Source organism: Microbacterium sp. NPDC089189 (assembly GCF_040685095.1).
Lineage (GTDB): Bacteria > Actinomycetota > Actinomycetes > Actinomycetales > Microbacteriaceae > Microbacterium.
In genome coordinates this window covers 44,802-51,806 of the sequence record NZ_JBFBHG010000023.1, presented here as the reverse complement: position 1 = coordinate 51,806, position 7,005 = coordinate 44,802, and the positions used below count along the sequence as shown (strand labels likewise).

Below are 7,005 nucleotides of genomic sequence, written 5' to 3'. Positions count from 1 at the left end.
AGCTGCTGGCTCCTCATCCCGAGCGAGGTGACGATCGTCCCGCTGTTCCAGATGTTCAACTCGCTGGGACTCGTGAACACGCACTGGCCGATCCTGCTGGTCACCACCTTCGGGGCGCCGAGCGTGCTCGCGACGTTCATCATGCGGCAGTTCTTCCTCACGCTCCCGGTCGAGCTCGAGGAGGCCGCCCGGCTCGACGGTCTCGGCCGATGGGCGATCTGGTGGCGGATCGCGGTGCCGCTCTCGCGGACGGCGCTCGCCGCGGTCGCGATCTTCACGTTCCTGCACGTGTGGAACCTGTACCTCGAGCCGACGGTCTATCTGCTCTCGCCCGAGCTCTTCACGCTGCCGCAAGCGCTCACCCGCTACACCGACGCCTACGGCGGAGAGATGTGGAACGTGCAGATGGCGGCGTCCACGATGACGGCGTTGCCGGTGCTGATCGTCTTCGTGTTCGCGCAGAAGCAGTTCGTCGAGGGCCTGGCGCAGACCGGCCTCAAGGGCTGACCGGAGGGGTCACTCCCGCGAGAACGCCGACGCCCGTGCGACCTGCTCGGGCGTCGGCGTCACGCCCGTGTAGCGGCTGAACTGCCGGGCAGCCTGCAGGGCGATGACCTCGGCGCCCGTGATGACGGGGATGTCGCGGGCGCGCGCGGCGACGATGAGGGGCGTCTCGGCGGGGAAGGCGACGACGTCGAAGACCGTGCGCGCGGCGTCGATGTGCGAGGCGGGGAAGGCGAGGGCGTCGGCATCCGGTCCGTTCATCCCGAGCGGCGTCACGTTGACCAGCACGGCGTCGCCCGGCGCGGGCGCCTCGGTCACCGCGCGGTAGCCGTAGCGCTCTGCGAGGCTCCGGCCCGCCGCCTCGTTGCGCGCGAGCACCGTCACGTCGGCGAAACCGGCACCGTGGAACGCGGCGACGACGGCCTTGGCCATGCCGCCCGAGCCGCGCACGAGCACGGGCAGACCCGGGTCCACGGCGTGGACGGACAGAAGCTCCGCGACGGCCTCGTAGTCGGTGTTGGACGCGATCAGACGCCCGCCGTCGTTGACGATCGTGTTCACCGAGTCGATCGCGGCCCCCGAGGGCTCGATCTCATCGACCAGCGGGATGACCGCCTCCTTGAACGGCATCGACACCGAGCACCCGCGGATGCCGAGGGCCCGCACCCCCGCGATCGCACCGTCGATGTCGGTCGTCGTGAACGCCTTGTAGACGAAGTTCAGCCCCAGCTCGTCGTAGAGGTAGTTGTGGAAGCGCGTCCCGATGTTCGACGGCCGCGCCGCGAGCGAGATGCACAGGGTCATGTCCTTGTTGAGAATCGGCACGCTCCCATTCTCTTCCCGCCGCGGCCGAGCCGCCGTGTCAACCCGGTGCGCGGCGGGGTCGGGTGCGCGCAGGCTGGAGCACCACCCCATCCCCCAGGAGGACCCATGAGCGAGAACACCCCGCACACCCGCGACAGCGACGACGCCCACGCCGACGGCGCACCGCCCACCGAGTCGATCACGGACGAGGTCAAGGCCTCGGCCGCCGTCGCCGCCGGTCAGCTGCGCCCGGACGGCGGGGCGGCGCCGGAGCAGCCGGACGACTCCGCCGCGGAGGCGGCCGCGGCCACCGACGACGTCGCGGCGTCGGACGACGGCTCGGAAGACATCGACGACCTGCAGGACGACGCCATCGCCGAGGGCACGTCCTGACCCTCCGCGACGGCGACGAGCCGGACCGGTGCGGGACGACGACGTAGACTGGGGCCATCCTTCCCGCCGCCACGCCCCCTTCGACGAGCCCCGCCATGCCCGAAAGCACCCGCGAGCGCACCTTCACGGTGCGCCACCTGCAATTGGCGCGCGCGCTGTTCGCGATCATCGCCGCCGTGATGATCACGTTCTCGCCGGACCACTCGGCGTCGGTGGGCCTCGCGGCGTTCAGCGGATTCGTCACCGCCACGGCCCTGGTGTTCTTCTTGTCGGCGTGGCTCGTGTTCGGGCGGGGGCAGCGTGCGCTGCCGATCCTGCTCGGACTGCTCGCCGTCGCCGCCGGCGCGGCGGCCAGCGTCCCCGCGTGGCGCACGCCCGCCGGGTTCTTCTCGGTCGTCATCGTCTGGGCCCTGGTCAGCGGGCTGGTCGAGGGCATCGCGGGACTGCGCGCGCTGCGCGGCAGCGAACGCGGATCCGCCGAGCGCTCCGAAGCGCGTGACGCGCTGACCGTCGGCGCCGTCGGCGTCGTGCTGGCGCTCGGGCTCGTGCTCCCGACCGGATTCGCCCCGCTCGAGTACTACATCGAGGACGCCGGTCGGACGTTCACCCTCACCGGCATCACGATCGGCGTCGGGCTCTTCGGCGCCTACGCCGCCATCGTGGGTGTCTACCTCGCGATCGCCGGTTTCTCGCCGCGGCGCGAAACCCTCGCTCCCGGGAAGGATGCCGCGTGACCGACAAGCCGACCCGTCGCGACCTCATGAAGCCGGTGCAGTTGCTGGGCCTCGCGTTCGTCGCCGCGCTGTTCGCCGGCGTCGTGACGCTGATCTCGATGGGGTTCTTCCAGAACCGTTCGCCCGGTCAGTCGGGCCACGCGCTGGTCGTCGGCTCGATCGTCGCGGGCATCACGTTCATTGCGACGCTCGTGATCATCGCGCTGCTGGTCCTCGCCGTCGATCCGTCCGACGTCACGAAGACCCTCGATCGCCCCGTCCTCCTGCCCAAGGACGACGCGGACGGCCAGGCACCGAGCGCGTCCGACGCATCCGATGCGTCCGCGGAGGGCGACGACCGCCCGACGCCGCCGTCCCCCACCCCCTGACGACCGGCCGGCGCACGCCGCCGTCCGCCCTCCGCAGCGCGGACGGGTCGGTGAGCTGCGAGCCTCCCGCGTTTCTCGGAGAAACGCACGGATCTCGGAGGATGCGGGGCCGATCCTCCGAGAAACGCGCCGAACTCCGAGAAACGCGTCGGAAGGAGCCCGGGGGGTCAGCCCCCGGTGACGAGGCGTTCGGCGTAGCCGGTGTAGCTCGACGGGGTCAGCGCCAGCAGACGCTCCTTGGCCGCGTCGCCGATATCGAGCCCGCGCACGAACTCGGCGAGCTCGGGCGCACCCACCCGGCGACCGCGGGTCAGCTCCTTGAGCAGCGCGTAGGGATCGGTGATCTGCGAACGACCCGCCACGACCTCGGCGCGCACGACCGTCTGGATCGCCTCGGCGAGGACCTCCCAGTTGGTGTCGAGGTCGGCCAGCAGGACGTCCCGCGACAGCGAGATCTCGCCGAGCCCCCGCAGCAGGTTGTCGAGCGCCAGCAGCGAGTGGCCGAACGCCACCCCGATGTTGCGCTGCGTGGTCGAGTCCGTTAGGTCGCGCTGCAGGCGCGAGGTGACCAGCGTCGACGCGAGGGTCTGGAACAGCCCGCCGGCGATCTCGAGGTTCGCCTCGGCGTTCTCGAAGCGGATGGGGTTGATCTTGTGGGGCATGGTCGAGGACCCGGTGGCGCCGGCGACGGGGATCTGGGCGAAGTAGCCGAGCGAGATGTACGTCCAGATGTCGGTCGCCAGGTTGTGCAGGATGCCGCCGGCGTGACGGGCGCGGTCGTAGAGCTCGACCTGCCAGTCGTGCGACTCGATCTGCGTGGTCAGCTCGTTGAACCCCAGGCCCAGGCCCGTGACGAACGCACGGGAGATCTCGACCCAGTCGGCATCCGGATCGGCCGAGAGATGGGCCGACCAGGTGCCCGTGGCGCCCGAGAACTTCGCGAGGTACTCCGCGTCGTCGAGCTGGCGCAGCACGCGCTCCAGACGCCAGGCGAAGACCGCGATCTCCTTGCCCATCGTGGTGGGCGTCGCCGGCTGGCCGTGCGTGCGCGCGAGCATCGCCGCATCCTTCGCCTCGATCGAGAGAGCCCGCAGCCGTTCGACGACCTGACGCGCCTTCGGCAGCCATACCTCGGTGACGGCGCGCTTGACGGTGAGGGCGTACGCGGCGGAGTTGATGTCCTCGCTCGTGCACGCGAAGTGCGTGAGCTCGGCGATGCGGCTGAGGCCCAGGGCGTCGAGCCGGTCGCGCACGAGGTACTCGACGGCCTTGACGTCGTGGCGGGTGACCGCCTCGCGCGCGGCGAGCCAGTCGATCTCCTCCTGGCCGAAGTCGCGGTACAGCGCGCGCAGGCTCTGCTTCTCGGTCTCGCTCAGCGCCTGCGTGTCGAAGAGGCCTCGGTCGGTGAGGGCGATGAGCCACTCGACCTCGACCTCGACGCGGGCGCGGTTGAGGCCCGCCTCGGAGAGGAACGCGCCGAGGGGCGAGACGGCGGCCTGGTAACGACCATCGAGGGGGCTGAGCGGCTGAGCGGGGAAGGTCGACACGGTTCTCCGTCGAGAGCGGTCCGCCTCGCGGGTCATCCCGCGGAGCGGATGGCGGGTTCGAGTTGCCGGAAGAGCGCCCGGCACGCGCTCTCGATCATACCGAGCACCTCGTCGAAGGCCTCGGTGCCGGCGTAGTAGGGGTCGGGGACGTCGACCCCGCCGTCCTCCGGCGCATCGAACGAGCCGAGCAGGAGCACCTTGTCGGAATCGGCGTCGGAGCGCGCCCACGCGCCGAGGTTGCGCTCGTGCGAGCGGTCGAGCGCGATCACCAGGTCGTTGCGGTCGAAGTCGGTGTCGCTGAACTGGCGGGCGCGATGCCGGGTGCCGTCGTACCCGCGGCGGCGGAGCGCCTCGATCGTGCGCGGATCGGCCGGTTCGCCCACGTGCCAGTCCCCGGTGCCGGCGCTCGTCGACACGATGCGGTCGCCGAGCCCCACCGACTCGGCGAACCAGCGGAACACGACCTCGGCCATCGGCGAACGGCAGATGTTCCCGGTGCAGACGAAGACCACCCGGAACGGTGCGGACGCGGTCATGGCTTCATTCTGGTGCCGGTCGACCTCTCCTGCACAGCCGGATGCTCGCGCGGCCTCATCCACGGTGGGCGCGGAGGCGCGGACGGGCGGGCGCGGGGCTCGGAGGATGGGGCGCATGCTGCAGTTCGAGCCCTATGACCGCGCCCACGCCGTCGCCGACCTCGCGGCGGCCGCCGACGACGTGCAGACCGCCCGACGACTGCTGGAGGAGGTGGAGCGCGGAGCCGACGACGCACTCGCCGAGACGGCGTGGTCGTCGCCCGCGATGCACGCGTTCCGGGTGCAGAGCGCCCACTGGTGCGCCGACGTCGTCGAGCGGTGCGCCGCGCTCGATGCGCTGACGGATCGGATCGAGCGAGCGCGCACCGAGCTCATCTCCCGCCCCGGAACCACCGGCGGGCCGACATGAGCGACGGGCTCTCGCTCTCGTCCGGCGGCGCGATCGCCGTCGACACCGTCTCGCTCGACGCGGCCGCGGTGGCGTTCGCGCACCTCGCCCGGCGGCTGACCCGCGCGGCGGTCGCGCTGGACGCTGCGGCCACCCGCATCCGCCCCCTCGGGTACCCGATGTGGCAGCTCGACGCGGATGTCGACGCGCGCGCGGTGAGCGATCTCGCCGACCGGGCGCGCGCGCTCTGCGCCGACCTGTCGACGGCGTCCGCCACCTACGAGCTCGTCGAACTGCGGGCGACGGCGGCGCTCGCCGAGGCGGGCGGGGACGAGGTCGCGGCGGCGCGGGCGGAACGCCGCATCCTGGCGCTGGAGCGGGCGTACCCGGATGCCGTGGCCGCCGCCGATGCCGCGCGCGAGGGCCTTGCCCGCGGCGCGAACGAGGTGCTGCGCCAGATGTGGGCGGCCACCGCGCTGGTCGGCGCGGGCGTCGCCGGGGTGCCGTTGCTGCTCGGCATCGTGCTGCAGGCGCTGCGCGAGGGCGGCGCCGGCCGCATCCCGTACGGCAGTCGTCCCACGGGGGCGGGCACCCCGGGGGTGCTGACGCCCGTCGCCACCACGGGGATGCCCACGGGCGCACCGCCCGGGAGCCTCGCCGATGCCGCGGCACGGATCCCGCAGTCGGGCGATGCCCGGGTGCGTATCGAGTGGTACGTCACGGCGGGCGGACAGCGTGTCGCCGCGGTGTACATCTCGGGCACACGCTCGATCACGGGCGACGATCCGTGGAACATGCCGTCCAACGCCGACGCCTACACCGGCACCGAGTCCGACGCGCTCGCCACCGTCAAGGCCGCGCTCGCCGCGGCGGGGGTGGCCCCCGGCGACGCGGTGCAGCTCTACGGCCACTCGCAGGGCGGCATGCTGGCGGGGCAGCTGGCCGCCAGCGGCGACTACGACGTGCAGGTGCTCGGCACGTTCGGCTCTCCCACCTCGGCCGATCCCGGGCCGGGCGCGCTGAGCGTCGAGGTGCGGCACCTCGACGACCCGGTGGCCGCGCTCGCGGGCGGCGGGCACACGGCGCAGGTGGGTGCCGCCGACAGCCTCGTCGCGGAGCGGCTGATCGACCCGTTGCCGTCCGCGAGCGATCTGTCGCTCGGCGCGCATCACCTCTCCGAGTACGCCGAGACCGCCGAGCGCATGGACGCCTCGGGCGATCCCCGGATGGGGGCGGTGAGGACGAGACTCGGTCAGCTGGCCGATGCCCAGCTGGTCTCGGTGGTCGAGTACGGCGCGCGCCTCCCGGCGTCGACGCCCGCGACCACCGGGGTCAGTCGCGCCGCTTCGGGCGCAGGATGACGCCGAAGATCCAGTTGATGAGCGTGATGATCAGCGCGGCGACCACACCCCACCAGAAGTCCTCGACGCGCAGGCCCCACGCCCAGAACTCGGTGATCCAGCTGGTGAGCCACAGCAGGAACCCGTTCACGATGAGAGAGAAGAGGCCCAGCGTGAGGATGTAGATGGGGAAGGTCAGCACCTTCACGACCGTGCCGACGATCGTGTTGACCAGGGCGAAGATCGCGGCGATCACGAGCAGCGAGATGACCAGCTGCAGGGTCTCGCCGGGCGGGAAGGCGATCACGCTCACCGACAGAGCCGGGATGAGCGTCACGACCCAGATGGCGAAGGCGTTCACGACGACGCGGATGAGGAATCCCATGCGTGA

10 protein-coding genes are annotated in these 7,005 nt (G+C 71.8%); 6 read left to right on the top strand and 4 right to left on the bottom strand.

Annotated elements, in window-relative coordinates; all coding sequences use genetic code 11:
- The coding region (locus AB0N73_RS13235; RefSeq protein ID WP_363564192.1) for a carbohydrate ABC transporter permease at nucleotides 1-507 on the top strand (507 nt) is incomplete at its 5' end.
- Between the two features lie 9 nt (nucleotides 508-516).
- Here the strand turns inward: AB0N73_RS13235 and AB0N73_RS13230 are convergent.
- Nucleotides 517-1,329 carry a shikimate 5-dehydrogenase gene (locus AB0N73_RS13230; RefSeq protein WP_363564190.1) on the bottom strand — a complete coding sequence of 271 codons (813 nt, stop codon included), beginning with the start codon at nucleotides 1,327-1,329 and terminating at the stop codon, nucleotides 517-519.
- A gap of 105 nt (nucleotides 1,330-1,434) precedes the next feature.
- On the opposite strand from AB0N73_RS13230, the gene AB0N73_RS13225 reads away from it, so the two are divergent.
- From AB0N73_RS13225 to AB0N73_RS13215, 3 genes are all read left to right on the top strand, one after another.
- On the top strand, nucleotides 1,435-1,701 hold the full coding sequence (locus AB0N73_RS13225; protein WP_363564188.1) for a hypothetical protein: 267 nt from the start codon (nucleotides 1,435-1,437) through the stop codon (nucleotides 1,699-1,701).
- A gap of 95 nt (nucleotides 1,702-1,796) precedes the next feature.
- Nucleotides 1,797-2,435 carry an acyl-CoA synthetase gene (locus AB0N73_RS13220; protein ID WP_363564186.1) on the top strand — a complete coding sequence of 213 codons (639 nt, stop codon included), beginning with the start codon at nucleotides 1,797-1,799 and terminating at the stop codon, nucleotides 2,433-2,435.
- Nucleotides 2,432-2,803 carry an amino acid transporter gene (locus AB0N73_RS13215; protein WP_363564184.1) on the top strand — a complete coding sequence of 124 codons (372 nt, stop codon included), beginning with the start codon at nucleotides 2,432-2,434 and terminating at the stop codon, nucleotides 2,801-2,803. The genes AB0N73_RS13220 and AB0N73_RS13215 overlap by 4 nt, the downstream gene beginning before the upstream one ends.
- A 167-nt stretch (nucleotides 2,804-2,970) precedes the next feature.
- On the opposite strand, the gene purB is transcribed toward AB0N73_RS13215, so the two are convergent.
- Nucleotides 2,971-4,350: an adenylosuccinate lyase gene (purB, locus tag AB0N73_RS13210; RefSeq protein ID WP_363564182.1), complete on the bottom strand. Its 1,380-nt coding sequence runs from the start codon at nucleotides 4,348-4,350 to the stop codon at nucleotides 2,971-2,973.
- 32 nt (nucleotides 4,351-4,382) lie between these two features.
- Nucleotides 4,383-4,886, bottom strand: coding sequence for a low molecular weight protein-tyrosine-phosphatase (locus AB0N73_RS13205; protein ID WP_363564180.1), 504 nt, complete (start codon nucleotides 4,884-4,886; stop codon nucleotides 4,383-4,385).
- Between the two features lie 115 nt (nucleotides 4,887-5,001).
- On the opposite strand from AB0N73_RS13205, the gene AB0N73_RS13200 reads away from it, so the two are divergent.
- Both AB0N73_RS13200 and AB0N73_RS13195 read left to right on the top strand, forming a co-directional pair.
- Entirely contained in the window at nucleotides 5,002-5,295 is a 294-nt protein-coding gene (locus AB0N73_RS13200; protein WP_363564178.1) for a hypothetical protein, read from the top strand.
- Nucleotides 5,292-6,635: a hypothetical protein gene (locus AB0N73_RS13195; protein WP_363564176.1), complete on the top strand. Its 1,344-nt coding sequence runs from the start codon at nucleotides 5,292-5,294 to the stop codon at nucleotides 6,633-6,635. The genes AB0N73_RS13200 and AB0N73_RS13195 overlap by 4 nt, the downstream gene beginning before the upstream one ends.
- On the opposite strand, the gene AB0N73_RS13190 is transcribed toward AB0N73_RS13195, so the two are convergent.
- Entirely contained in the window at nucleotides 6,607-6,999 is a 393-nt protein-coding gene (locus tag AB0N73_RS13190) for a phage holin family protein (protein WP_363564174.1), read from the bottom strand. The genes AB0N73_RS13195 and AB0N73_RS13190 overlap by 29 nt on opposite strands.
- Between the last annotated feature and the right edge of the window lie 6 nt (nucleotides 7,000-7,005).

Bases quoted from the DNA above. Each gene is read 5' to 3' on its own strand.
- AB0N73_RS13225 (WP_363564188.1), top strand. From the start codon at position 1,435: ATGAGCGAGAACACCCCGCACACCCGCGACAGCGACGACGCCCACGCC.
- AB0N73_RS13220 (WP_363564186.1), top strand. From the start codon at position 1,797: ATGCCCGAAAGCACCCGCGAGCGCACCTTCACGGTGCGCCACCTGCAA.
- AB0N73_RS13205 (WP_363564180.1), bottom strand. From the start codon at position 4,886: ATGACCGCGTCCGCACCGTTCCGGGTGGTCTTCGTCTGCACCGGGAAC.
- AB0N73_RS13200 (WP_363564178.1), top strand. From the start codon at position 5,002: ATGCTGCAGTTCGAGCCCTATGACCGCGCCCACGCCGTCGCCGACCTC.
- AB0N73_RS13195 (WP_363564176.1), top strand. From the start codon at position 5,292: ATGAGCGACGGGCTCTCGCTCTCGTCCGGCGGCGCGATCGCCGTCGAC.
- AB0N73_RS13190 (WP_363564174.1), bottom strand. From the start codon at position 6,999: ATGGGATTCCTCATCCGCGTCGTCGTGAACGCCTTCGCCATCTGGGTC.